This window comes from Streptomyces sp. NPDC058284, from assembly GCF_042881135.1.
Lineage (GTDB): Bacteria > Actinomycetota > Actinomycetes > Streptomycetales > Streptomycetaceae > Streptomyces.
Genome location: NZ_JBHVYE010000032.1, coordinates 50,788 through 73,729, shown reverse-complemented (window position 1 = coordinate 73,729; position 22,942 = coordinate 50,788). Strand labels below are relative to the sequence as shown.

General features: G+C 73.5%; 18 protein-coding genes. 9 read left to right on the top strand and 9 right to left on the bottom strand.

Annotated features, from left to right (window positions below; all coding sequences use genetic code 11):
• Nucleotides 1–28: 28 nt before the first annotated feature.
• From ACFVYR_RS32520 to secD, 5 genes are all read left to right on the top strand, one after another.
• Nucleotides 29–1,747, top strand: coding sequence for a class I mannose-6-phosphate isomerase (locus ACFVYR_RS32520; protein ID WP_384258869.1), 1,719 nt, complete (start codon nt 29–31; stop codon nt 1,745–1,747).
• Complete coding sequence (locus ACFVYR_RS32515) at nt 1,744–2,625, top strand: ROK family protein (RefSeq protein WP_384258867.1); 882 nt, start codon at nt 1,744–1,746, stop codon at nt 2,623–2,625. The genes ACFVYR_RS32520 and ACFVYR_RS32515 overlap by 4 nt, the downstream gene beginning before the upstream one ends.
• Before the next feature lie 48 nt (nt 2,626–2,673).
• Entirely contained in the window at nt 2,674–3,759 is a 1,086-nt protein-coding gene (locus ACFVYR_RS32510) for a LacI family DNA-binding transcriptional regulator (RefSeq protein WP_384258864.1), read from the top strand.
• Between the two features lie 56 nt (nt 3,760–3,815).
• Nucleotides 3,816–4,232, top strand: a complete 417-nt coding sequence (locus ACFVYR_RS32505) for a hypothetical protein (protein WP_384258862.1) — start codon at nt 3,816–3,818, stop codon at nt 4,230–4,232.
• 179 nt (nt 4,233–4,411) lie between these two features.
• Nucleotides 4,412–6,754, top strand: coding sequence for a protein translocase subunit SecD (secD, locus tag ACFVYR_RS32500; protein ID WP_384258859.1), 2,343 nt, complete (start codon nt 4,412–4,414; stop codon nt 6,752–6,754).
• A 147-nt stretch (nt 6,755–6,901) separates the two neighbouring features.
• Here secD and ACFVYR_RS32495 read toward each other — a convergent pair whose 3' ends face one another.
• The 3 genes from ACFVYR_RS32495 to ACFVYR_RS32485 all read right to left on the bottom strand — a co-directional run bounded on the left by ACFVYR_RS32495 (nt 6,902) and on the right by ACFVYR_RS32485 (nt 8,886).
• Nucleotides 6,902–7,450, bottom strand: a complete 549-nt coding sequence (locus tag ACFVYR_RS32495) for a tellurite resistance TerB family protein (protein WP_384258900.1) — start codon at nt 7,448–7,450, stop codon at nt 6,902–6,904.
• Nucleotides 7,451–7,538: 88 nt separating this feature from the next.
• On the bottom strand, nt 7,539–8,399 hold the full coding sequence (locus ACFVYR_RS32490) for a DUF1206 domain-containing protein (protein WP_384258857.1): 861 nt from the start codon (nt 8,397–8,399) through the stop codon (nt 7,539–7,541).
• Between the two features lie 151 nt (nt 8,400–8,550).
• Entirely contained in the window at nt 8,551–8,886 is a 336-nt protein-coding gene (locus tag ACFVYR_RS32485; protein WP_384258855.1) for an STAS domain-containing protein, read from the bottom strand.
• Between the two features lie 388 nt (nt 8,887–9,274).
• Here ACFVYR_RS32485 and ACFVYR_RS32480 point away from each other — a divergent pair, with 388 nt between their 5' ends.
• Nucleotides 9,275–9,709, top strand: coding sequence for a VOC family protein (locus tag ACFVYR_RS32480; protein ID WP_384258852.1), 435 nt, complete (start codon nt 9,275–9,277; stop codon nt 9,707–9,709).
• Between the two features lie 78 nt (nt 9,710–9,787).
• On the opposite strand, the gene ACFVYR_RS32475 is transcribed toward ACFVYR_RS32480, so the two are convergent.
• The gene (locus ACFVYR_RS32475; RefSeq protein ID WP_384258850.1) at nt 9,788–10,597 is read right to left on the bottom strand and encodes a TSUP family transporter; all 810 of its coding nucleotides are present in this window, start codon (nt 10,595–10,597) and stop codon (nt 9,788–9,790) included.
• An 84-nt stretch (nt 10,598–10,681) separates the two neighbouring features.
• Here ACFVYR_RS32475 and ACFVYR_RS32470 point away from each other — a divergent pair, with 84 nt between their 5' ends.
• Nucleotides 10,682–11,461 carry an AraC family transcriptional regulator gene (locus tag ACFVYR_RS32470; RefSeq protein WP_384258847.1) on the top strand — a complete coding sequence of 260 codons (780 nt, stop codon included), beginning with the start codon at nt 10,682–10,684 and terminating at the stop codon, nt 11,459–11,461.
• On the opposite strand, the gene ACFVYR_RS32465 is transcribed toward ACFVYR_RS32470, so the two are convergent.
• From ACFVYR_RS32465 to ACFVYR_RS32455, 3 genes are all read right to left on the bottom strand, one after another.
• Nucleotides 11,451–12,323 (bottom strand): GyrI-like domain-containing protein, encoded by an 873-nt coding sequence (locus ACFVYR_RS32465; protein ID WP_384258845.1) that lies wholly within the window; start codon nt 12,321–12,323, stop codon nt 11,451–11,453. The genes ACFVYR_RS32470 and ACFVYR_RS32465 overlap by 11 nt on opposite strands.
• A gap of 102 nt (nt 12,324–12,425) precedes the next feature.
• On the bottom strand, nt 12,426–14,186 hold the full coding sequence (locus ACFVYR_RS32460; RefSeq protein ID WP_384258843.1) for an ankyrin repeat domain-containing protein: 1,761 nt from the start codon (nt 14,184–14,186) through the stop codon (nt 12,426–12,428).
• A gap of 33 nt (nt 14,187–14,219) precedes the next feature.
• Nucleotides 14,220–14,873 carry a M23 family metallopeptidase gene (locus ACFVYR_RS32455; protein ID WP_384258840.1) on the bottom strand — a complete coding sequence of 218 codons (654 nt, stop codon included), beginning with the start codon at nt 14,871–14,873 and terminating at the stop codon, nt 14,220–14,222.
• 339 nt (nt 14,874–15,212) lie between these two features.
• On the opposite strand from ACFVYR_RS32455, the gene ACFVYR_RS32450 reads away from it, so the two are divergent.
• Nucleotides 15,213–16,340: a hypothetical protein gene (locus tag ACFVYR_RS32450; RefSeq protein WP_384258838.1), complete on the top strand. Its 1,128-nt coding sequence runs from the start codon at nt 15,213–15,215 to the stop codon at nt 16,338–16,340.
• Nucleotides 16,341–16,368: 28 nt separating this feature from the next.
• Here the strand turns inward: ACFVYR_RS32450 and ACFVYR_RS32445 are convergent, their stop codons facing one another.
• Both ACFVYR_RS32445 and ACFVYR_RS32440 read right to left on the bottom strand, forming a co-directional pair.
• Nucleotides 16,369–17,979 carry a sigma-70 family RNA polymerase sigma factor gene (locus tag ACFVYR_RS32445; protein WP_384258836.1) on the bottom strand — a complete coding sequence of 537 codons (1,611 nt, stop codon included), beginning with the start codon at nt 17,977–17,979 and terminating at the stop codon, nt 16,369–16,371.
• Nucleotides 17,980–18,282: 303 nt separating this feature from the next.
• Nucleotides 18,283–19,524: an alpha/beta hydrolase family protein gene (locus ACFVYR_RS32440; RefSeq protein WP_384258833.1), complete on the bottom strand. Its 1,242-nt coding sequence runs from the start codon at nt 19,522–19,524 to the stop codon at nt 18,283–18,285.
• A gap of 156 nt (nt 19,525–19,680) precedes the next feature.
• On the opposite strand from ACFVYR_RS32440, the gene ACFVYR_RS32435 reads away from it, so the two are divergent.
• Nucleotides 19,681–22,935, top strand: coding sequence for an amidohydrolase family protein (locus tag ACFVYR_RS32435; RefSeq protein WP_384258831.1), 3,255 nt, complete (start codon nt 19,681–19,683; stop codon nt 22,933–22,935).
• The last annotated feature ends 7 nt before the right edge of the window (nt 22,936–22,942 follow it).

The window sequence follows — 22,942 nt, the reverse complement described above, 5'->3', positions numbered from 1 at the left end:
TCCCGTACGTCCGCGCGAAGGAGAACGTGTGTACCGGCTCGACCCGCGCTACGCCCCCGCGCACGGGGCCGTCCTCGCCACGGGCTGGCAGGGCGTCGCCGCGCAACTGCCCCCGGGCCCCGCCACCGTCGCCGTGGACGGCCCGCCGACGGTCGACTGGGACGGCCTCGCCGCCCGGCTGACCGAGGAACTGTCCGAACGCGGCACCACCGTGCGCACCCTCGACCTGCGCGCCCACCACGCCCCGCCCGACACCGTGCGACGCCGCACCGAATCCGCCGAGGACGCCCAGGACCCGTACTACGCCAAGCTCGCCGACACCCCGCTCCGCGACCTCTTCGACGACCTGCCGCGGCCGGTGCGGCCCCAGGGCCGCGAGCTGCTGCTCGTCCACGGCCCCGGCGCATGCCTCGTCCCGCACGACGTGCTCTGGTACGCCGACCTGCCCAAGCGCCACGCCGAGGCGGCCGTCGCCGCGGGAACCGGCCGCAACCTCGGACTGCCGGGCGCGAAAGGGACGTTGAGGCGGCTCTTCTACATCGACTGGCCCGTTCTCGACCGCCACCGCGACGCCCTCGCGCCCCGCCTCGACGCCTGGCTCGACGTCCAGGACCGTGACCGGCCCACCTGCATCGACGGCGCCGGGCTGCGCGCCACCCTCGCGCACCTCGCGCACCACCCCGTACGGACCAGGCCCTACTTCAACTCCACGCCCTGGGGCGGCCATTGGGGGCAGCAGCGGCTCGGCTTCGGTGCCGAGGCCCGCAACACCGCCCTCGGATACGAACTCATCGCCCCCGAGTCCGGTCTCCTCATCGGCACCCACCCCGGCCAACAGGCCGAAGTGCCCTTCCAGTTGCTGTGCGCCCTCCACCCGGGGGCGGTGCTCGGCACCCAGGTCGCCGACCGCTTCGGCACCTCCTTCCCGATCCGCTTCGACTACCTCGACACCGCGGGCGGCGGCAACCTCTCCGTGCACTGCCACCCCAAGGCGCCGTACATGAGGGAGCGGTTCGGCTGGTCCTACACCCAGCACGAGACCTACTACGTGACGCTGGGCGGCCCGCGGGCCCGCGTCTTCCTCGGCCTGCGCGAGGACGCCGACCTCGACCTCTTCCGCAAGGAGGTAGAGGAGGCCGCGCACGACGGGGTCCCCATGGACCCCGAGGACCACGTGCTGACCTTCCCCGCCGAACAGGGCCGCCTCTTCATGATCCCCGCGGGCACCCCGCACGCCAGTGGCGCCGGGAACGTCGTCCTGGAGATCAGCGCGACCCCCTACCTCTACTCCCTCCGCTTCTACGACTGGCTGCGCCCCGACGCCGACGGACACCCCCGCCAACTCCCTTACGAACACGGCCTCGCCAACCTGGAATCCGGACGTCGCGGCGCCGCCGTCGCACGGGACCTGGTCCAGGAACCACGCACCCTGCGCGCGGGGCCCGGCTGGCGCGAGGAACTCCTCGGCGCCCTGGACGAGATGTTCTACGAAGTGCGGCGCCACGCCCTGGACGAGGGCGCCGTGGCCGACGACGACACGGCGGGCCGCTTCCACGTACTGAACGTCGTGGAGGGCGAGGGCGTCATGGTGCGCACGGCGGCGGGGGAACGGCATACGCTCTACCGGGCCGAGACGCTGACGGTGCCCGCCGCGGTCGGCCCCTACGAGCTGGCAGCGCTCGGCGAGACCCCGGTCAAGGTCGTCAAGGCACTGGTCCGCCCCGAGCACCCCGAAGCGGACGCATGAGGCCGCCGCACCCGATGCCCGTCCTCGAACTCGGCGGCAGCCACGTGACCGCGGCCCTCGCCCACCCCGCCACCGCGACCGTGACCCGGCACGTGCGGCGGCCGGTCCACCCCCGGGGCACCGCCGAACACGTCCTCGGCGCACTCGTGCGCTGCGCCGGAGAACTGGACGCCCCGGCCGGACAGGTGTGGGGCGTCGCCGTCCCCGGCCCCTTCGACTACGAGAAGGGCGTCGCCCGCTTCGAGGGCGTCGGCAAGTTCGACGACCTGTACGGCATCGACGTACGCGCGGTGCTCCTCGACGGCGTGTGGCCGCGCCCCGCGGAAGCCGTCTTCCTCAACGACGCGCACGCCTTCCTCCTCGGCGAGTGGCGGGCGGGCGCCGCGCACGGGCACGAGCGGAGTGTGGGCATCACCCTCGGCACAGGCGTCGGTTCGGCCTTCCTCCTGGCAGGCGACGTACAGCACCGAGGCCCCGGCGTACCGCCACAGGGCCGCATCGACCTCGTCGAGGCGGATGGCAGACCCCTGGAGGAGACGGTGTCCCGACGGGCGATCCTCGCGCGCTACGGCGGCAAGGACACGCCCGCGGACCTGGATGTGAGCGACATCGCGGACCGGGCGCGGGCGGGGGAGCGGCACGCGCGGCACGTCCTGGAGGAGGCCTTCACGATCCTCGGCGCCGTTCTCGGCCCGCACCTGCGCGCCTTCGACGCGAGCGTCCTCGTCGTCGGCGGCGCCATGGCCGCCTCCTGGGACCTGCTCCGCCCCGCGCTGCGCGCCGGGCTGGGGGATACTCCCGTCACGCTGCGCCCCGCGCGCCTCGGCGGGAACGCGGCGCTCGTCGGCGCGGCGGCGCACGCGGCAGCCGCGCCCTGAGTGGGGGCCGACGCGGGGCATCGAACGGAACGGAAGGACATCCGCACCATGCCCGGACCGCACGACCCGAGCAGCGGTCGGCCACCGCGCGAGCCCAAAAGCGGTCCGCCGACCCTGCGGGACGTCGCCGAACACGCCGGGGTCAGTGCGATGACGGCGTCCCGAGTGCTGCGCGACGATCCGCAGGTGCTGCCCGCCACCCGCGAGCGGGTCAGGGCCGCCGCCGCCGCGCTCGGCTACCGCCCCAACGAGGTGGCCCGCAGCCTCCGGCTCGGCCGCGGCACCGGCCTCGTCGGGCTCGTCGTCACCAACCTCGCCAACCCCTTCTACTCACGTCTCGCCCTCGGCGTCGACTCCGTGGTCGCCCGGCACGGCCTGAAGACGGTCATCGGCAACACCGGACAGGACCTCGACGCCGAACAGGAGCTGGTCGCCGACCTGCTGGCCCGCCGGGTCGACGGCGTCATCGCCGTCCCGGCAGGCGCCGACCAGCGCCATCTCGCCGCGGCGGCGGCCGGCGGCGTCCCTGTGGTCCTCGCCAGCCGCCCGCCCGACGGCTTCACCGCCGACTGCGTCCTGGTCGACGACTTCGGCGGGGCCCGCGACGCCACGGCCCGCCTCCTGGCGCGCGGCCACCGCCGCATCGGCTTCCTCGGCTCACCGCCCGCCGTCTACACCGGCACGCAGAGACTCCGCGGATACGCGGCGGCCCTCGCCGCGGCCGGGCTCGCCGTCGACCCGGGCCTCGTACGCCAGGGCCAGACGGAACCGCAGGAGGCCACCCGCGCCGCGGCCGAACTCCTTGCGTCGCCCGACCCGCCGACCGCGCTGTTCTGCTCCAACAACCGCAACACGATAGGGGCGTTCCGCGCGCTGCGGGCCGAGGGCCGTGCGGGCGGTGCGGGCGGCACGGGTGTCGCCCTCGCGGGCTTCGACGACTTCGAGCTGGCCGACGCGCTCGGCCTGGCCCTCACGCTCGTCGCGTACGACAGCGACGAGGTCGGCCGCGCGGCGGGCCGCCTCCTCGTCGACCGTCTGCGCGCCCGAGGAACCGAAGCGGGGGAGGAGGCCGCCGCGCAGGCGCCCGCCCGCCGGATCGTCGTGCCGACCAGCCTGGTGGAGTACGGGGGGTGAAGTCCGGCCCCTCGCTCGGAACCGGCCCGGCTCTCCGTGCGTTGGGGAGTTCGGGGGTGCGCCGAGCGCTTCCGGACGAGCAGCGCAGGACGGGGGCCGGCATGCCGCAGCAGAGCCGTTCCGCGCGCCTGGCCGCATCCGCGCTCTCGCTCGTCGTCACGGTGCTCGCCCTCTTCGTCCCCTCCGCGGCGGCGTACGGCGCACCGGCCGGCGCGCCGCCCACCCGGCACGCCGTGGCGGCGCACGCCGGGCGCCCGACCGGGCCCCACGACACCCCGGCCCTCCACATCGCCGTCACGCACCGGCCGGACGCGCACATCCCCGGTCCGCAGCCGCCCGGTCCCGGGCCGACGGCCCTCGACTCGGCGCCGCACCGTGCGCGCGGCTGGGCGGACGCACGTCCCGCCACCGACCTCGCGCCGCCGCAGCGGCCCCGCGCGACGGCCGCTCCGCGCGGGCCGCCCCACCGATGAGCACGCAGACCGTTCCCGACGCCTGACCCGTCGCACACGCATGCCGCACGGGGCCCGGCGCACGCCGTGTGCGCGAGCCCTCATGGGGTGAGCCTCGCTCGCGCTCACACCGTGCGTGCCCGCCGTATGCGCGCTGCCCGGTCAGGCGTTCTCCGTCCTGCCCTCATCGTGGAGAACCCATGTCACGCGCACCCCTGTGGCGGGCGGTCGTCGCACTCGCGGCCGTCGCCCTGTCCCTCTACATCGCTCTCACCCAATCCGCCCGCCTCGGCCTCGACCTGCGAGGCGGCACCCAAATCGTCCTGGAGACCAAGGACTCGCCCACCGTCGAGGCGGACGCCGCGTCCACCGACCGCGCCCTGGAGGTCCTGCGACAGCGCGTCGACGCCCTCGGTGTCTCCGAACCGGGCATCGCACGCTCCGGCGAGAAGCGCATCATCGTCGAACTGCCCGGCGTGCAGGACCCGCGCAAAGCGGCCGAAGTCATCGGGCGTACCGCCCAGCTGACGATCCACCCGGTGACCGGGGAAACGGCGGAGAAGGGCGGCACGCGGCCCGCCGCCGACGGATCACGGACCCTGCCCGACCCCGACCGCCCAGGCAACCACCTCGAACTCGGCCCCACCGCGCTGACCGGTGACGGCGTCAAGGACGCCGAGGCGATGCTCGACCAGCAGTCCCTCGCCGGCTGGACCGTCTCCCTCGACTTCCGCAAGGCGGCCGGGCACACCTGGGCGACGCTCACCGGCGACGCGGCCTGCGCGCCCCAGGGCGCACCCGAACGACGCGTCGCCATCACCCTCGACGACAAGATCATCTCCGCGCCCGGCGTCAACCCTGGCGTGGCGTGCAAGACCGGTATCACCGGCGGTTCCACCCAGATCACCGGGGACTTCGACCGGACCGAGGCCCGCGACCTCGCCGCGCTCGTCAAGGGCGGCGCGCTGCCGGTGCCCGTCGACGTCGTCGAGCAGCGCACGGTCGGCCCGACGCTCGGCGCCGAGGCCATCGAGGCGAGCAGCCGGGCGGCGGTGATCGGCGTCGTCCTGACCGCGCTGTTCCTCACCGTCGTCTACCGGCTCATGGGCGCACTCGCCGCGCTCGCCCTCGCGCTCTACGGCCTCCTCTCGTACGCTGCTCTGGTGGCGCTCGGCGCGACGCTCACCCTGCCGGGACTCGCCGGCTTCGTCCTGGCCATCGGCATGGCCGTCGACGCCAACGTGCTCGTCTTCGAACGGGCGCGGGAGGAGTACCTCGCCGTACGCTCGAAGGACCTGGCCAAACCGGTCCGCACCGGCTTCACCAAGGCGTGGAGCGCGGTCATCGACTCGAACGTGACGACGCTGCTCGCCGCCGGGCTGCTCTTCCTCTTCGCCACAGGACCGGTCAAGGGCTTCGGCGTCACCCTCTGCATCGGTGTTCTCGCGTCGATGGTCACCGCGCTGATCATCACCCGCGTGCTCGCCGACTTCGCCGTCGGCCGCAGCTTCGTGCGCAGGCGTCCGGCGCTGACGGGCCTCGCCTCGGCGGGCCGCGTCCGCACCTGGCTGGCCCGCCGCGATCCGCGGCCCGTCCGCCACCGGCGCCGGTGGCTCGGCGCCAGCGGCCTCCTGGTCGCCGTCGCCGTCGCGGGCATCGCGCTGCGGGGGCTGGAATTCGGCGTCGAGTTCACCGGTGGCCGCCTCGTCGAGTACAGCACCAGCAGGTCCGTCGACGCCGACACGGCACGTGGCGCCGTGTCCGACGCGGGCTTTCCGCGCGCGGTCGTGCAGGAGTCGGGGGACGGCGACATCTCCGTACGCACGGAACGGCTCACCGACGATGAACAGCAGCGCGTCAAGGAGGCTCTGGCGCAGCGGGGCGGCACCGTCACCGTCGAACGCGACGAACTGATCGGACCGAGCCTCGGCAGCGAGCTGCGCCAGAAGGCGCTCATCGCCCTCGGTATCGCCGTCGCCGCCCAGCTGATCTATCTGAGCGCGCGATTCCGCTGGACGCTCGCGGCGGCGGCCGTGTCGGCGATGGTCCACGACGTGCTGCTCGTGGTGGGCCTCTTCGCCTGGCTCGGCAAGCCCGTCGACAGCGTCTTCCTCGCCGCGCTGCTCACCGTGATCGGCTACTCGGTCAACGACACGGTGGTCGTCTTCGACCGGATGCGGGAGGCGTGCCGCCGCCATCCGCGCGGCGATCTCGCGGGCACCGCCAACCGGGCGGTGGTGCAGACGCTGCCGCGTACGGTCAACACGGGCATGGGCGCCCTGTTCATCCTCACCGCCCTGGCGGTGCTCGGCGGCGACTCGCTCGCGGACTTCTCGCTCGCACTGATCGCGGGCGTCCTCGTCGGCACGGCCTCGACCGTCTTCACCGCCGTCCCCCTCGCTGTCGCGCTCGAACAACGCCACCCCGCGGCGCCACCGGCCACGCGCCCGGGCCGGTCCGGCGACTCCGACGACGAACCGGGCGCATACAGCCCGTTGGAGGCGCGCAGGAGGAAGGAGCGAGGCACAGGAGCGGTTGTCTGAACCGCTCTCCGAGGCAGGACGCGGGACACGGTCCCGCTCGGTCCCGGAGCGGGACCGAGCGGGCATGTGCCTGCGGGCGGGCGCCTGAGCGGGCGGGTCGCTGTGCGGCCCGATCATGGCCTGGTCACAGACCGGATCGCGGCCGGATCAGAGGCCGAACTCCTGCGGGGAGACGCCGAGCGCCGCACACGCCTCCCGCAGGACCTGCTCCTCGGCCGGAGCGATGTACCCGTCCGCTCCGGCGACGACGAAGCCGGTCTGCACGACGGCCTTGGCCTCCGTCTGCTTCTTCGCCGCCTTGGCGATCTCCTGCATGGCCTGGGTCTTGCCCTGCTGGAAGTTGGCCGTCAGCTGGTCGACGTGCTTGTTGAACCGCTGCTGCAACTGCTCGGGCGGGAAGTTCCGCAGGACGTCGTTCTGCAGGATCAGCGACTCCACATGCTGCCGCTCGGCCGGGTCGACCGACCCGTCGGCGGCCGCGACCAGCGCGCACATGGCCATGCTCGCGTCCCGGTAAGCACCGCTCTTGAGCTCGGTCTTGAGGGAGGCGAGCTGGGTCTTGAGCACGCCCACGAGCTGCGCCTTCGAGCCACCGCCGGACCCGGAACCCGACCGTCCGTGGCCGCCGCCCCGAGCCCCCTGCGACTGCTGCTGCAGACCCTTGGCCTGGTCCTTGATCCGGTCCCACATCGCCATCCGTGCCACCTCGACTACCCGTTCGTCCATGCCCGCGCGTTCTGCGCGTCGTTCTGCCAACGCCCTCCCGCCCCACGGAGTTCCGGAGTCAGAACTTGCGCCAGCGCGCGTTCGCCCAGGAGAAGAGGCCGAACGCGCCGAGGCCGACGGCGATCAGCACGAGCAGCCACGGTCCGCCGGCCGTGTCGGCGAAGGAACGCAGGGTGTTGTCCATGCCCTTGGCCTCACCCGGCTTGTGCCGCAGCGCCGCGGTGACGGCGAAGACGCCGGCGGCGGCGAACACCACGCCCCGCGTCGCGCCGCCGGTGGTCCCGAGGATGTCGACGCCCCGGCGGACCCGCCGGGACATCTCGGACATGCGCAGTCGGCGGTGGAACTTGCGCAGGAGCGCGCGCCCGGCGATCCAGAGTCCCGCCACGATCACCCCGGCGCCCGCGGCGGCGACGATCCACTGCCCGCCGGGCCAGTCCAGCACCTTCGCCGTCGCGTCCTGGGTGTTCCGGTCGCTCGCACCGCTGCCGCTGCCCTCGTCGCCAGAGGCGTAGGCGAGGACGGAGTACGACACGAAGCCGTAGAAGAGGCAGCGCGCACCGGCCAGGGCCCGCTTTCCTGCGGTGTCGCCGTCGGGGCCCGCCTGGCCGAAGAAGACTTCCGAGAGCCGCCACAGGGCCATGCCCGCCAGCGCGCAGCCGAGCAGCCACAGGAGTACGTTCCCGAACGGCCGGTCCGCGAGCTCCGCCATGGCTCCGCCGCGGTCGGCCTGCCGGCCGCCCCCGCCGTCGGCGAAGGCGATCCGCAGGGCGAGCGCGCCGACCAGCAGGTATATGACACCGCGCCCGACGAATCCGGCGCGCGCCGCGGCGGCGACGCCCCGGCCCTTGGCCGCACGCCGCGCCTTGAGCTTTCCGCGGCCGGCGGTCGAGGGGAGACGCGGGGAGGGGAGGCGCATGGATGGGAGATGCATAGCTGCCGGATGCCCCGCGCGCTCCTTCTCATGCGGGCTTGCCGGACGCACCGCATACGGTGCGGGGGTGTGTGGGCGTGGGGTCGGGCATAGGGCGTGGGGTGTGGTGGCGTGTGGTGGTGGTCGCGCGGTCGGGTCAGCGGTACCCGCTGCGTGCGCCGGTCCGTACGCAGGGGACGGGCGGGGAGGCCGGGATGGTGAAGGCCCGGTCCAGCGCGGTGATGCGCAGCAGGCGCCAGTTGCGCGCGCTGCCGGGGACGAGCCACAAGGTGCCATGGTGGTGGGCCACTTGTCGCCGGATCCGGACCAGCAGCCGCAGGCCGCCGGCGTCCATGAAGGTCACCTCCCGCAGGTCCGTGACGACCCGCGGGCCGGCCCGGTCGAGGAGTGCTGTGACACGGGGGGCGAGCTCCTGGTCGGCCCAGGCGTCCAGTTCGCCCCAAAACGCAAGGACATCAGTGCCGTTCACCACGCGGTGACGCAGGCCGAAGGTGAAGTCGGCGGTGCCCGTTTCCCAGTGAAGCAGTGTCCCTCTCCCTTCACGGAGAGTAATCAACGGAGTGGTGGCACGCCGTGCGATGACCGGCGCCGGACGCCACCGAAGTCCTGGACGGCACCGAGGTCACGTCTCCATCGTTCCCGCTCAGAGTCCGTTTGTATCCTCGTAGGCCGGTCGGATTGTCACGACACCGCAACTGTTCCAACGTCAACTGGATGACTACTTAGAGTAGTTGTGTGTCCGAGTCGACTCGCGAGGGTGCGCGTCACCCAGGGCTTCGTCCGCCGAGAGTGCCGGGCCCCGCCAACTCCCGCACCAATCCCGGGAGATGAGCGAAAGAGCCCCCTGCTATGGTGCGCCGATGTCAACGATCAAGCAGTTCCAGGTCACCTTCGACTGTGCGGACCCAGAGCGCGTCGCCCGCTTCTGGTGCGAGGTGCTCGGGTACGTTGTACCGGAGCCGCCGGAGGGATTCGCCACGTGGGACGAGTTCAACCGCTCGCAGCCGCTTGAGCGCCAGGGCGCGTCGTTCGTGTGCGGTGACCCCTCGGGTGTCGGCCCGCGGCTGTACTTCCAGCGCGTTCCCGAGGGCAAGGTCGTGAAGAACCGGGTGCATCTCGACGTGCGGGTCGGTACCGGGCTCGTGGGGGCGGAGCGGCTTGCCGCACTCGAGGCCGAGTGCGCACGGCTGGTCGCGCTCGGCGCGGTACACGTGCAGACGCTGTATGCCGACGAGGAGAACGAGTCGTGCATACCGATGCAGGACATTGAGGGCAACGAGTTCTGTCTCGACTGATTTCGTCCACGGTTCCGGCGCGGGCCCGAGCCCCGTCCTCTCGGCGGCTCCTCCGGACTCCCGGGCCGGCGTCCCGGCTCAGGAGAGCAGTGGCATCGCGACCGCCACCAGCGCGAGCAGGCCCACGTACGCCCAGGCGTGGACGCGGTCGGGGATGCGCGGCGGGCGTCGGCGGAGCACCGCGATGACCGGCAAGGCGCCCAGAAGCAGCGCCGCGGCGGCGTGGAGGTCGAGCAGGCCGACCAAGTGCACGTGCGCGTCCGCGGCCGCAGGGACCGCCGCCACGCCGAGCGAGACCGCGGTGGCCGGGAGCGCGATGGCGAGGGTGAGGGGGTTGGCCAGCGAGGTCGCCACCCGCATCGTGTGCCCGGCCCGCCGCATCGCGGGCACGGTCATGACGCTGCCGCCCACGCCGAGGAAGGCGGCGACCACGCCGATCGGCGCGCCGAGGGCGGGCGGCAGCGGACGCGGAGCAGCAGGGGCCGGTTCGGTCCGCGCCCGCGCCCGCGGACGCAGGAAGCCGGGGCGCAGGAGCAGGTCGACGATGGTCAGGGCGACGTAGCCGACGAACGCCCAGCGGGCCAGACCGGCCGGGGCGATGCGGGCGGCGAACGCGCCGGCCGCGGCACCGGCGGCAAGCAGCACGAGGAGCCTGCCGCTGCCGCGGAGCGCGACGAGCACGCGCCGCGGGGTCACGGCCGTCGCGAACCCCGAGTTCACCACCATCACCAGGGCCGAGGTCGCCGTCGCCACCCGCATCGCGTCCGCGCCGAGCACGGCGTCCGCCCCCACCACGACCGGCACGGCGACGAACCCGCCACCGAAACCGAACAGCACCGTCGTCACCCCGGTGAGGAGCCCGACCCCGACCAACATCACGAAGTCCATGGCCCCACCCCACCAGCCGCGCCGCCCCACCCGCATGCGATGGTCGGCACGGTTCTTTCGCGTCTCGGCCACTACGGTGGAGGGGTGAAGAACGTCCCGCTGGCCGAGGTCGACCACGTCGACCGGGCCGTCCTGCCCATCGGCACCGACTACCCGCCCGGCCACGTCCTTGACTGGCACGAACACCGGCGCGCCCAGTTCCTCTACGGCGCCACCGGCGTCATGGCCGTCGACACCGCCGAAGGCGCCTGGACCGTGCCCCCCGAGCGCGCCGTCCTGATCCCGCCAGCCACCCGCCACCGGGTCCGCATGCTGGGAGTGAGCACCCGGAGCCTGTACATCGAACCGGACGCGGTCCCCTGGTGGCCCGCCACCTGCACGGTCGTGGACGTCCCCCCGCTCCTGCGCGAACTGCTTCTGGCCGCCGTCGAGTTCGAGGCCGAGTACAGCCTCTCCGGGCGCGCCGGGAGCATCGCCGCGCTCCTCCTGTACGAGATCGCCGAACGCGCCCCGCTCCCCTTCCACGTAGGAATCCCCGCCTCCGCCGACCTCGCACGGCTCTGCCGCGCCTACCTGGCAGCCCCCGACCCCGACGCCACCAATGCCGCCTGGGCCGAAAGTACGGCGATGAGTGAGCGGGCCTTCACCCGCCGCTTCCGCGCCGAAACGGGCGAAAGCCCCGCCGTCTGGCGGGGCCGCGCGCGCCTGCTCGCGGCCGTCCCCCTGCTGCGCACCGCCTCGGTCAGCGAAGTCGGCAGCCGGATCGGCTACTCCTCTCCCGCGGCGTTCACCGCCGCCTTCACCCGCGCCTTCGGCATGCCCCCGTCCCGCTTCGCCGCGAGCCGCCGGGGCGTCAGCCCCTGATCTCCTCCCGCTCCACGGGGAGCCACAGCTCGGAGTCCGCCCCGGACTTGTCCGCCGACAGGCGCGTCCGCAGGATCTCGGGGCCGGGGCGGCTGCGGTACGGGTTGGAGGGGAACCACTCGGTGAACACGTCCCGCCACAGGTGCTGGATGGCTTCCGGCACCGGGCCCGAGGCCGAGAAGACCGCCCACGACCCGGCGGGGACGGACAGCGTCGCCGCACCCTCCGGTGCCGCCGCGGAAGTGATCACGCCTTGGTAGTAGTCGAGTTCCGTGCCTTCGGCGCGGCTCGGGTCCAGGTCGTCGCAGACGGCGAGGACGCCCTTCGGCTCCTGGTCCGACAGCTCCTCCAGACGCTCCATCTCCTCCGGCGGGATTCTCCGGACGAAATCGATGATCGCCCGGTTCGGCCCCGCGTGCACCAGCGGTACCCGGGCCTTGGGCCCGACGACGGTGAACGCCTGCTTGTCCACCACGCGGTAGCGCATGTCGGTGCTCCCGTCGACGGTGAGCCGGAACGTCATCCGCGACTGGGAGCTGAGCGTGGCTCCGGTGCGCCGGGCCTCGCCGGGCCCGATGCCGTGCATGGCACGGAACGCCCTGGCGAACGCCTCACCCGAGCCGTACCCGTGGCGGACCGCGATTTCGAGGAGCGTGTCCCGCCCCGTCAGCACCTCGGCACCCGCGAGGGTCAGTCGCCTGCGCCGGATGTACTCCGAGAGCGGCATGCCCGCGAGCGCCGAGAACATCCGGCGCAGGTGATACTCAGAAGTGGCCGCGATACGGGCCGCCTCCGCCACGTCGACGGACTGGCCGAGGTGGCCCTCGACGTACTCCATGGCCTGGTTGAGCCGCTCCAGCACGCCCGGCCTCCTTCCTCTCCTGCGAGCACCACGCTGGGCAACGCTAGGCAACGCGTACGGTGGCGGACCCGACACCCGCTGCCTGATCTTGTCGGGTGGCCGTCAGCGCGTGAGCTCCGGGGGCAGTTCCACCCGGCGTCGCGGGTGCCGGTCGTCGAGGGCCACCCTGCCGTCGGTGACACGCAGCCCGGCCGCCGCACAGGCGTAGGCGAGCGTGCGCGCGGTGTACGGGACCTGGGAGTCGCTCTGCCAGAAGCGGAAGTGCCAGTGCGCAGGCCGGTCCGTCTCGTCGGGGGAGAGGCCGACCTCTTCGTGGTCCACGAGTTCGCCGTCCCTGGCCAGCGTGCCGTGGGTGCCGCCCTTGGGGTTGAAGTACAGCGCGTAGACGCTGGTTCCCGGCGATATCGCGCGGAGCACGGCGTCATCGCTCGGCATGTACCCGTCCTGGGTGATGACGCAGCCGCCGGGGCTGCCGGGCAGCGCGGTCACCGACACGTAGCGCAGAGAATCATCGGGGGCCTCCTCCTCCCGGTCCTCCTCGTCGAACGAGCCGTCCTCCGGGGTGACCTCCGGGCAGTGCGCGGGGTCCGCGCCCAGCCGCCGGATGACCTCGTCCTCGTCGAGGTCGCGGACGAAGGCGATGCCGAGCCCCTCGGTCCACGGTTCCTCCGCGCCGAAGGCCTCGACGAGGGTGTCCGCGGCACGGAAGGCCGCCAGTTCGTCGGCCGGCAGCGCCACCGCCCCCGGCAGCTCCGCGACGACCGGGGCGAGCGGCGTCGTCAGCAGCAGTCGGCCCGGTGACCAGGGGCCGGTCTGCGGGGACCACACGTCCGCCCCGGCCCCGATGAGCGCGCGGACGCTGCCCTCGTCGCCCCGGCAGGCGGCGTGCCACAGCGCGGTGTGCTCCTCGTCGTCCGGTGCGTCGACACGTGTGACATGCGGGAGCAGCGCGGCCACCGCCTCCGCGCCGCCCCGCTCCGCGGCCAGGTGCAGGGGTGTGGCACCCGACCAGCTGTCGGCGTCGGCCGGTGCGCCGCCGTCGAGCCGGGCCCGGATCAGGGCCGCGTCGCCCCAGTCCTCGTAGCGCATGCCCTCCCAGTCGGCTCGCGGTACATAGCGCAGGCGTTCCTCTTCCTGCTCGCGCAGCATCCTGCGCTCGTACGCGGACAGCGGCCGGGCGAGGAATTCGGGGGGCCCGCCCGCCTGGACGTCGAGGATGGCCGCGAAGCCCGTGCCCGCCTCCTGGGAGGGCAGGTCGGGCCAGACCTCCAGGGCGCGGGCGGTCGCGGCGCGCAGAGCGTCGGCGTCGACCGGCGTGCGGGTCTCGGGGATCTCCTCGTCCGGCCACTCGACGACCAGCAGCGTCTCACCAGGGGGCGGCAGTTCCGGCAGGTGCAGGTCGACGTCCCTCCTGTACAGCGAACGGCGGGCGTCGCCCGAACCGGGATCCAGCGGGATCAGACCGGTCGCCTTCCCCAGACCCGTCATGGCGGCGTACATCTGCGCGGGCCCGAGCACCCACTCCTCGGGCGTGTCGAGCGAGGTCACCCGCCTGCCGTCGCCCAGCAGGAGCCCCACCCGGAGCCCCGACTGCCGGCCCACCTGCCGGCCCTGCCAGTGGACCGACCGGTGCACGGAGAGATGCAGCGTGACCGAGTCCGGCCACACGGACCAGCCGGTCACCAGCACCTTGGCGGCAGGACCACCACCGGCCACGGCGAGCTGCGGCACCAACGCGGGCGAGAACCAGTCGACCGGTGGCCGCTCCCGTGACGTCCGCTCCTCCCAAGGGCCGAGCCTGGCCACCTCGTCCCGCGGCCCGGCCGGTTCCTCGGGCGCGGCCAAGTCATCGAAGAATCCCATGCGTTCATGCTGCCAGCCGGGTCTGACAACGGATCACCAGAGTCGGGCGCCCCGCCGGGCGAGGTAGCGGTAGGGATTGACGTCCGAGCCGTAGTGTCGCTTGGCCCTTATCTCCAGATGCAGGTGGGGCCCGGTGGCGCGGCCGGTGGCCCCGCTGCTGCCGAGCCGCGCGCCGGTGCCGACGCGGGAGCCCTGGCGCACCCGGATACTGGAGAGGTGCGCGTACACCGCGTAGTGCCCGTCCGGCATCCGCACGGTGACGGCCTTGCCGTACGCCCCGGCCCAGCCGGCCAGCACCACGACCCCGCCGCCCACCGCGTACACGGCGGTGCCGCGGGGGACCGCGAGGTCGACCCCGGGGTGGTGGCCCGCGAGCCAACTGCCGCGGACGCCGTAGCGGGTGGAGACCCGGAAGCGGCGGCGCAGCGGCGGCTTGAGCCGGCGGGCGGGGCCGTCCGGGGCGAGCCCGCGGGCGTCGTCCTCGGGAACTTCCGCGTCGGCCCGCGCGAGCACTTCCTCGAACTCGGCGTCGTAGGCGACCTCGCAGGAGTCGTCGGGCTCCTGGTCGGCCCAGGGCGAGTCCGCCCCCACGGTGAGGGCGCCGCCCGTCAGCAGCACCGCGGCCATGCCCAGTGCGTCACGTCGTGTGGTGCCCGCTCGGAGCGGGCGTTCTATGTCGTAACCCATCTACGAAAGGAGATCGTCAGGAACGGCAGGACGCACGCCGACTGCGCCATCCGGCGGACGCGAGGCCGCGCCACCGGGGGAAGCGGGCCTCTTCGGGGTTTACCGGGCAGTCCACTCCGTGGCCGTCGTCACCTCGTCGAGGACGTCGGGCAACCGCCCCGCGAAGAACCCCACGCCGCCCCGATCGCGGATCGGGGCGAGCGAGTTCACCGGTTCACCAGAAGCCCCGCGCGGCTTCAAAGACAGGCTCTCAGTGTCGGCTCCGAACTCCGCCCGGCGGGCGCGCCGGGCGGGAGATGCGGATACGGTGCTGACGTGCTGATCGAGAGGGAGGGGCCCATGCCTGGAACCGTGCTGCTCGTCGCGGCCGCCCCCGTGGGCAAGGGACGTCTGGTGGACGCGGCGTCCGTGCTCCCGGTGCTTGCGGCGGTGTCACCGCAGACGCTCGCGGGAACACCGACCGCGAGCGTCGTGGAGCTGGCCGATCCCCTGGACCCGCAGGCGGTCCTCACCCGGCTGCGGGCGGCGGCCATGGCGCCGGGGCCCCTGACGGTCTACCTCATCGGGCAGGTCCATCTCGACCGACGCCAGCGGCAGTTGCACGTCGCGCTCGCCAGGACCACGACGGCGACAGTGCGCTACACCGGATTTCCCTGGCACTGGATCACACAGGAGCTGCGGCTGCGCCCGGCGGGCAGCACCGCCGTCCTCGTCGACCTGCACACCGACCCCGAGAGCTGGCAGGCCCTCACGGAGCACCCGCTCGACGCGGGCCCCGGCGTCGCCCTCTACGGCCGGATCGCTCCGCCGGCCCGGCGTCGCACGCCCGCGTCGCCCTCGTACATGAAGGCCGTCGCGACCATCCTCCGCAGTGGCCACCGTCCTCCCCTGCCCGAGCTGCACCAGTACGCCGTCGCTCAGGGACTCGGCGAGGACGCGCAGGATCTGCTGGCGGCCCGCGACCCGGGCGCACCACCGCCCATGCCACCCGCCCCGGCCACGGCCCCCGCTGCGCCCCGCCCGCAGGCCGACGCCGGCATGGATCCGCACGCCGCGATCACCGCGGCCGTCGAGGCCGGGCGGCACGGCGAGGCGTCGGCCCTGGCCGCCTCGTGGGAGCAGAGCGCGCTGCGCATGCACGGACCGGGCTCGAAGGAGGCCATCCACTGGATGGAAGTGCGGGCCGATCTGGCGAAGTTCGCCGGTGACCCGGCGCGCAGCTGCGAGACCTGGCTCGCGGTGGCCTCGGCCCGCCTCACGGCGGGACAGGCCCCCGACTCGACAGAGGTGGAAGCCGCGGCGGACCGCGCCCATCACCTGTGGGACCGCGTACGCGATCCCGAGGCGGTCCGTGCGCTGGGGCCCGCCCTGATCGACCTGCGCCGCCGGGTGCCCGGCCGCCGGAGCGGCACCCTGCTGCTCGCGCAGCGGCGGCTGGAGCAGTTCCACACGCAGCAGGTCGGCTGACTCCGCCGACGGCCACCGTAAGCGCTGCTCAGAGCGCCGTGCCGAAGGCCTGCGTCCACCACGGGCCGCCGGAGCCGTTGTGGATGCCCACGCCCATCTCCTTGAAGTCGCAGTTGAGGATGTTGGCGCGGTGGCCGGGGCTCTTCATCCACGAGTCCATCACCGAAGCCGGACTCTGCTGCCCGCGGGCGATGTTCTCGCCGTACGTGCTCCAGCGGTAGCCGGCCGCGGTGATGCGGTCACCGGGGTCCGTGCCGTCCGGGCTGGTGTGGTCGAAGTAGTCGCGGGCCGCCATGTCGGCGGAGTGCTTGGCGGCCGCGGTGGCGAGCTTGCCGTTGGACCGGACCGGGCCGCAACCCGCCTTGGCGCGCTCGGAGTTGACCAGCGCGACGACCTGCCCGGCGGCGCCGCTCGGCTTCGGCGGCACGGGATCGGGCGACTTGGGGGTGGTTTTCGGCTTCGGCTCTGGCTTCGGCCTCGGCTTGGCCGTGCTGTGGCTCGGGGAGGGCTTGGTCTTCTTCTTCGACTTGCTGGGCGAGGGCTTGGGGCTGTGCGAGGCGGAGCGGGTGGGGGAGGGGGAGGCGCTCTTCGAGGCCGAGGGGAGGGTGGGAGGGGCCGGGGCCGCGGCGGTGGACGGCGTGCTGTCGTCCCCTTCCGGGCCGGTGAGGAGATGTACCGCGCCGCCGCCGATGCCGAGCGCGAGGACCGCGGCGGCCACTCCCGTCGTACGACGCCGGCGCCTGGCGCGGTCACGGCGGGCCTGCGCCCGCGCGGAGAGCGGTGCCCCCGCGCCATGGCCGGACGCGTGCCCGGACACCGGAGTGGCCGAGCCGACCTCGACGAGGTCGGGCGGCACAACGAGCCCGGCGAGCGCGGCGCCCACCGGGACGAACCCGAGGCCCACAAGCAGGCGTTCGGCGGGGACGAGATTGGACCAGTGGCCCTCGCAGGCCGCGCAGTCGCGGGCATGGCGGGCCAGCCGCTTGCGCCACAGGGCCGACGGCACACCGTCCCAGCCGGCCGTGATCTGCTGGAGGACCGGACACGGCGGGTTGGCCGACAGGGCGCGGACGACGACGCGAGCCGTCTCCAACTGCGCCTTCATCCGCTGCACCCGCACCGCCGTGTGCTGGGTGGAGAGCTCAAGGGCCTCGGCGACCTCCGGCCGCGTGAGCTCCCCGGCGGACTCCAGCCACCAGAGCGACAGCAGCGCCCGGTCGTCCTCGTCCAGCCACCGGGTGGCCTCGGCGGTCTCCCGGCGCTGCCCCGAGAGTCCGAGCCGGGTGATCGTCAGGTCCACGAAGTCCGCACCCGGGTCCGCCACGTCGTACCCGTCCGCGGGACCGGCGCCGGTGGGTATCGCGGACGAGGCGCGCTCCCGCCAGTGCCCGCGTATCTCGTTCATGGTGATGGCCACCAGCCAGCTGCGGAAGTTCTCAGGACCGCGCAGCCCGACCAGTCCGCCGAGGACGCGGAGCATGGTCTCCTGCACCACGTCGTCCACGTCCGCGTGGCCGCTCAGGGCCCGCCCGACGATGTTGTAGACCAGCGGCAGATACTCCGCCACCAGCGCGTCCTGCGCCTGCTGATCTCCGTCCTGTGCCGCTCTGATCATCGCGATCCGACGTTCGCTGCTCACGCTGTGACCACTCTCTGTGTGGGGGGCTGTCTCCTCCGACACAGAGGAGACGCCGTGCGCCCACCCCGATAACAGAAATCGTTCGGTCGCTGTCGGCGCCGGTCCACTATGCACGTGCAGGGCGGGGTCGGAGCGAACTCGGTACGACGAACGGGCGCGTGGATGGACGCGACCTGCATCGTCGTCGCCACGAGCGTCTCCTGCCGCCGGCAGATCTTCCACGGCATCGGACGCGACGCCTGGCACCCCGTCCAACTCCTGCGGGAGGTGGTGTCTAGCGACCTCCCGCAGGTCCGCGAACGGTCAGCGCCGTTGGAAGGTGACCTCCGGGTTGCCCGCCGTCGGCCCGTCGAGCAGTGGCTGCGGGATGCCGCGCAACTGCTGCTCGTAGAACGCCCCGACGTACGCCCGGGTGATCCGCTCGGAGCGCTCACCGGACAACGGCGCCGTAGGGTCGACGACCATCCCGGCCTGGTCCGCGAGCACGGGCATGTCGGTGAACGAGAAGTGACCGGAGCCCTTGACGGTGAGCCAGCGCTTCCAGCCGTCGAAACCCTGCCAGGTCTCGTCCCAGTTCTCGCCGTCCTCGATCCCCGGCGTGTGCTGTACCTCGGTGCCCAGCATCAGGAACGGCCGGCCGCCGATCCCGCGGGGCGTGACGTGGAAGTGGCCGTCCATGTTCATACCGGCCCGCACCCGGGGATCGTCCGCCATGGTGGCGAGCGCGGCGGCACCGCCTATGGAGTGCCCGCCCGCACCGATCCGCTCGGGATCGATCATGCCGGCGTGCCGCCAGGACGCCTTTCGGCCGGTCAGCCGGTCGATGACGTACGAGAGGTCCTTGGCCCGCCCCTCGGTGACGCGCTTGCCGCCGCCGTCCTCCTCGGAGGGGCCGCAAGCCTCACAGGTGAGGATCCGGCCACCGGGGAAGGCCGTGCCCACGGATTCGTAGGCGTGGTCGACGGTGGCGACGACGAAGCCGCGGCTCGCCAGGTCCTCGGCGAGGTGGGTCAACGTGGAGCGCGGAGCGGTGAACCCGGGGGAGAGCACGACCAGGGGGAAGCGTCCCGGCGCGGGCCGCACCCCGGCGCGCGCGAAGGTGCGGGTGGAGCTGTACGCGGTGGCGGGGAGCTGCTTGTCGACCTTCCACCACTCAAGGAGCAGCCGCGCCTCCTCCTCGGAGGTGTACGAGGTGGGGCGCCCGCCACTGTGCCACCCCGGGTAGTACAGGGACACCATCAACTCGCGTGCGCCCGCCGAGGGCACCCATGGGTCGCGGCGGCTCTTGTCGACAAGGTGCAGGGTGTCGCGCCCGACGCCGAACGCGCCGGTGGGCCGGGGCAGCTGGAGCGGCGCCGTGACCGCGTCTCCCGCCCGGTCGTCCGGGCCGACGCCGTGCACGGCGTCGGTGGCTCCCGGTCCGGCGGCGAAGGCCGCCGTGCCGCCCGCGACCGGCAGGGCGACGGCGAGCGCGAGGGCGGCGGCAAGGGTGCTGCCTCGCCGTGCGGTGCGGATTCTCGTCACGCCGAAGGTGGTTCTCGTCATGTCAAAAGACAGTAGGGACAACGGGGTTGGCGCCGCGTCGACCTGCGGTAGCACGCGCGATCAGACTTTGGGTGGACACGATCGATGCGGATCAGCGGCGTGTTGTCGCCCCGCGGTGTTGTCCGCGTGCGCGGCGATGGGCGAGTGTTCTGTGTCATGGACTGTGACCGGCACCATGCGATGCTGCCCCTGACCCGTCGCCAACTGTTCGTCGCCGCAGGCGTGTCCGGGGCGGTCGCCGCCCTCGGAACCGTCCCCGCTCCGGCCCGGCCGCGCACCACGGTTCCCCTCTCGTTCACCCGGGTCACCAACGGCTCGGCGACCCTCTCGCCCGCCGCGGACCGGCTGATCGTAGAAGCCCAGGCCACCCTCTGGTCACTGCCACGCGGCGGCGGCGAGGCGGTGCCGCTGACACCGGCGGGCCTGGAGCCCAACAGGCCGGTGTACGCCCCGGACGGCGCGTCGGTCGTGTTCTGCGCCTACCAGGACGGCGGCTTCCACCTCTGGACGATGCGCACCGACGGCACTCAGCTGCGCAGGCGCACCGAGGGCCCCTGGGACGACCGGGGCCCCGCCTGGTCGCCCGACGGCACCCGCGTCGCCTTCGCGTCCGAGCGCGGCGGCGACCCGGTCAAAGGCGGCTCGTACCGCATCCACGTCCTCCATCTCGCGAGCGGCGAGATCAGCCGGGTGACCGGGCTGCCCGGTCAGGACGGGCCGCTCCAGGACGGGCCGTGGGAGGACTTCGATCCCACCTGGTCACCGGACGGCGAGCGGATCCTCTTCGTCCGCGGCAAGCCCGTCACCACACCGCAAGGCACCTCGCTCGACGCCCGGACCATCGCCGCCGCCCCCGCGGACGGGAAGGGCCCCGTCACCGTCACCCAGACCGACACCACGGCCGCGCAGGTCATGACGCCCGCCCTGGCCCCGGACGGACACCGCGTCGCCTACCTGCGCACCACGGCCTCCCCGCACGCCTCCTGCACCCTCGTCGTCGACGGCCGCCCCGTCGAGCTGGCCGGCGACCTGGCTCCGGTGCCACCGCGCTGGACGGAGGAAGGGCAGCTCCTCCTCACCGTGGACGGCCGCTTCACGCTCGTACGTCCCGGCAGTCCGGGCGAGCGCGAGGTGATCCCCTTCGAGGGAACCCTGCCGGTGGACCGCCCGCACTACCGCGTCAAGGAGTACGACCTGGGCCTGGGGCGAGCGCGTCCGACCCGTGGCATTCACCTGCCCGCGCTGTCACCGGACGGGCGCCGGATCGCCTTCGCGGCCCTCAACTCGCTCTGGCTTGCGGGCACATCGGGCGGCCGTCCGCCCCGCAGGCTGCGCCGGGCGGCGGCCACCGGCTACCTCATCGGCCCGACCTGGGCACGGGACGGGAAGTCGCTCGTGTACGCCGACGACCGCGACGGACTCCTCGGCGTGTACCGCCACGACCTGGCCACCGGAAAGGAGACCGCGCTCGCGACCGGTGGCCGGGTCCATCCGGCGCTCTCGCCCGACGGCAAGCGGCTCGCCTGCCTGGACATGACCGGACGCCTCATGGTGCGCGACCTCGCCACGGGCGACGAACGCGCGCTCGCGGCTCCCCTCGGCGGCGGCGGACTGCCGGGCAGACCGAGCTGGTCGCCGGACGGCCGGTACCTCGCGCTGTGCGACCGCAACCGCCTCAACTACCGCTTCCGCGAGGGCTACAACCTCATCCGGATCGTCGACGCCACCACCGGAGCTGACCGCCTGCACGCCGTCGCCCCGCACACCTCGCTCTCCGACCGGTACGACTCCGGGCCCGTCTGGTCCCCCGACGGCCGCAGGATCGCGGTGATCGTCGAATCCGCGCTGCACCTCCTGCCCGTCACGCCCGACGGCACGCCGGACGGTGCGCCGCGCATGCTCTCCGCCGAACCGGCCGACCACCCGTCGTGGTCGGGCGACGGGAAGACACTCCTCTATCTGTCGAGCGGCCGACTGCGTCTGATCGGGGCCGACGGGGGCACTCCCCGTACGGTGCAGGTGCCACTGGACCGGCGCAGGCCCACGCCCGCCGACCTCGTCGTGCACGCGGGCCGGCTGTGGGACGGCACCGGGGACACGGTGCGCGAGGACGTCGACATCGTCGTGCGCGGCGGCCGGTTCACCGATGTGCGCCCGCACCGCCCCGCGGCCCGGACCCCCGCCGCACGACGCGTCGACGCCTCCCGGCAGACGGTCGTCCCCGGCCTGTGGGACACCCACACCCACCCGTGGCAGACGACGTACGGCGGACGCCAGACGGTGGGCCAGCTGACGTACGGCATCACGACGGCGGTGTCCCTGGGCGGCTTCGCGTACGAGCAGGCCCGGGTACGCGAAGCGGTGGCCGCGGGCGAACTGGCGGGCCCCCGTCTGCTGACCACGGGCGAACTCCTGGACGGCGCCCGTGTCGCGTACAGCATGGGCCGCGCCCACCGGAGCAGGGCGGCGCTGAGGCGCTCGCTCGACCGGGCGGCGGCACTGGACTGGGACTTCGTGAAGACCTACGTACGGGCGCCGGGCTGGGTGATGGCGGAGGCGGCACGCTTCGCCCACGAGAAGCTCGGCGTACGCGCGGGAAGCCATCTCCTCTCACCCGGAATCCAGCTGGGCCAGGACCTGACGTCCCATCTGCAGGCCACTCAGCGCATGGAGTTCGGGCACGCCGTCACGGCATCGGGCCGCGCCTGGGACGACGTCATCGAGATCTACAGCGCGCACGGCGCGGCCTTCTCCCTGATCGCCACGCCGTTCACCTCTGCGCCCCTGCTCGGCGCGGACCCGGCTCTCGCGGACGACCCGCGGGTCACCGCGGTGATGCCGCCCTGGGACGCCGCCGCGGTGAAGGCCGGGGCCGGCGTGCCACCGAGCGAGGCCCAATTGGCCACACTCCGCAGGGAGACCGACATCTACCGGCGCGTCCTGGCCGCCGGCGGCCAGGTGGCCCTCGGCACCGACCAGCCCCTCGTCCCGGTGGGACTCTCGCTCCACCTGGGGCTGCGCGCCCTGCACCGGGGAGGACTTTCCCCGGCGGCGGCGCTGCGCACCGCGACGGTGCTGCCGGCCCGGGTCTTCGGCCTCGACCGGCACCTGGGCACCGTCGAGGAGGGAAAGGTCGCCGACCTGACGATCGTCGACGGCGACCCGTTCAAGGACTTCGACACGATGGTGCGGACGGTGTCGGTACTTCGGGGAGGCACCCCGTACGCGACCGACGACCTGACGTCCGCGTTCGAGCGGCGGCCCGGGACCAGGGCGGGTACGGCCCGCCCGGCCCCGGCCGCGAAGAACGAGGCGTACCGGAAGAACGAGGCGTACGGGAAAGACGAGGCGTACTGGCTGGAGGCGGGACGCCTGATGCGCAGGGACGGCTGCTGCGCACCGCCGACCTGAGCGGCGG

Bases quoted from the DNA above. Each gene is read 5' to 3' on its own strand.
- ACFVYR_RS32515 (WP_384258867.1), top strand. From the start codon at position 1,744: ATGAGGCCGCCGCACCCGATGCCCGTCCTCGAACTCGGCGGCAGCCAC.
- ACFVYR_RS32510 (WP_384258864.1), top strand. From the start codon at position 2,674: ATGCCCGGACCGCACGACCCGAGCAGCGGTCGGCCACCGCGCGAGCCC.
- secD (WP_384258859.1), top strand. From the start codon at position 4,412: ATGTCACGCGCACCCCTGTGGCGGGCGGTCGTCGCACTCGCGGCCGTC.
- ACFVYR_RS32495 (WP_384258900.1), bottom strand. From the start codon at position 7,450: ATGGCGATGTGGGACCGGATCAAGGACCAGGCCAAGGGTCTGCAGCAG.
- ACFVYR_RS32490 (WP_384258857.1), bottom strand. From the start codon at position 8,399: ATGCGCCTCCCCTCCCCGCGTCTCCCCTCGACCGCCGGCCGCGGAAAG.
- ACFVYR_RS32480 (WP_384258852.1), top strand. From the start codon at position 9,275: ATGTCAACGATCAAGCAGTTCCAGGTCACCTTCGACTGTGCGGACCCA.
- ACFVYR_RS32475 (WP_384258850.1), bottom strand. From the start codon at position 10,597: ATGGACTTCGTGATGTTGGTCGGGGTCGGGCTCCTCACCGGGGTGACG.
- ACFVYR_RS32460 (WP_384258843.1), bottom strand. From the start codon at position 14,186: ATGGGATTCTTCGATGACTTGGCCGCGCCCGAGGAACCGGCCGGGCCG.
- ACFVYR_RS32455 (WP_384258840.1), bottom strand. From the start codon at position 14,873: ATGGGTTACGACATAGAACGCCCGCTCCGAGCGGGCACCACACGACGT.
- ACFVYR_RS32450 (WP_384258838.1), top strand. From the start codon at position 15,213: ATGCCTGGAACCGTGCTGCTCGTCGCGGCCGCCCCCGTGGGCAAGGGA.
- ACFVYR_RS32440 (WP_384258833.1), bottom strand. From the start codon at position 19,524: ATGACGAGAACCACCTTCGGCGTGACGAGAATCCGCACCGCACGGCGA.
- ACFVYR_RS32435 (WP_384258831.1), top strand. From the start codon at position 19,681: ATGGACTGTGACCGGCACCATGCGATGCTGCCCCTGACCCGTCGCCAA.